Below are 1,134 nucleotides of genomic sequence, written 5' to 3'. Positions count from 1 at the left end.
TAGCGGGCGGCCGGAAGGTGAATGCTAGGCATGATCTAACCCTCGGTCTCTGGCGTCGCGACTGCGAAATTTCGCGAGGGTTTCCGAGAAGGTGATTGCGCTTCGCAGATCTCCAGGCGCGTGGGTGCGGACGTAGTCAGCGCCATTGCCGATCGCGTGAAGTTCCGCCGCAAGGCTCGCTGGACCCAGATCCTTTACAGGAAGGCCAACGGTGGCGCCCAAGAAGGATTTCCGCGACACCGAGACCAATAGCGGAAGCCCCAACGCCGACTTCAGCTTTTGAAGGTTCGACAGCACGTGCAGCGATGTTTCCGGTGCGGGGCTCAAGAAAAATCCCATCCCCGGATCGAGGATGAGCCGGTCGGCAGCGACCCCGCTCCGTCGCAAGGCGGAAACCCGCGCCTCGAAGAACCGCACAATCTCGTCGAGCGCGTCTTCGGGTCGAAGGTGACCGGTGCGGGTGGCGATGCCATCCCGCTGCGCTGAGTGCATAACCACCAGCCTGCAGTCCGCCTCAGCAATATCGGGATAGAGCGCAGGGTCAGGAAATCCTTGGATATCGTTCAGGTAGCCCACGCCGCGCTTGAGCGCATAGCGCTGGGTTTCCGGTTGGAAGCTGTCGATTGAAACACGGTGCATCTGATCGGACAGGGCGTCTAAGAGCGGCGCAATACGTCTGATCTCATCGGCCGGCGATACAGGCCTCGCGTCCGGATGGCTGGCGGCCGGTCCGACATCCACGACGTCTGATCCGACTCGCAGCATTTCGATCGCCGCGGTGACAGCGCCGGCGGGGTCTAGCCGCCGGCTCTCATCGAAGAAGGAGTCCTCGGTGAGATTCAGAATGCCGAACACCGTCACCATGGCGTCGGCCTCCGCAGCGACTTCCACGATGGGGATCGGGCGAGCAAAAAGGCAGCAATTATGAGCCCCATACCTACAAAGCCCCACGCATCAAGCTTTTGCCCATGAAGCAACCAGGCAATGGCTGTAATTATGACGACGCCGAGTCCCGACCAGACTGCATAAGCAACACCGACAGGGATGGATTTCAGAACCAGAGAAAGAAAATAAAATGCGATGCCATAACCGATTATGACAACGGCGGAAGGGGCAAGCTTAGTAAAGCCCTCG

General features: G+C 59.7%; 2 protein-coding genes. Both read right to left on the bottom strand.

Annotated features, from left to right (window positions below; all coding sequences use genetic code 11):
* Positions 1-24: 24 nt before the first annotated feature.
* Positions 25-864 carry a sulfonamide-resistant dihydropteroate synthase Sul1 gene (sul1, locus tag HX884_RS26565; RefSeq protein WP_000259031.1) on the bottom strand — a complete coding sequence of 280 codons (840 nt, stop codon included), beginning with the start codon at positions 862-864 and terminating at the stop codon, positions 25-27.
* Positions 858-1,134 (bottom strand): multidrug efflux SMR transporter (locus HX884_RS26560; protein ID WP_017900405.1); only part of this gene is annotated, 277 nt, incomplete at its 5' end. The genes HX884_RS26560 and sul1, both read right to left, overlap by 7 nt.

The organism is Enterobacter sp. SECR19-1250 (assembly GCF_013391025.1).
In the GTDB taxonomy this organism is placed as follows: Bacteria; Pseudomonadota; Gammaproteobacteria; order Enterobacterales; family Enterobacteriaceae; genus Enterobacter; species Enterobacter cloacae.
The sequence above is the reverse complement of the archived record's forward strand: the minus strand, read 5'-3'. Positions and strand labels throughout refer to the sequence as shown.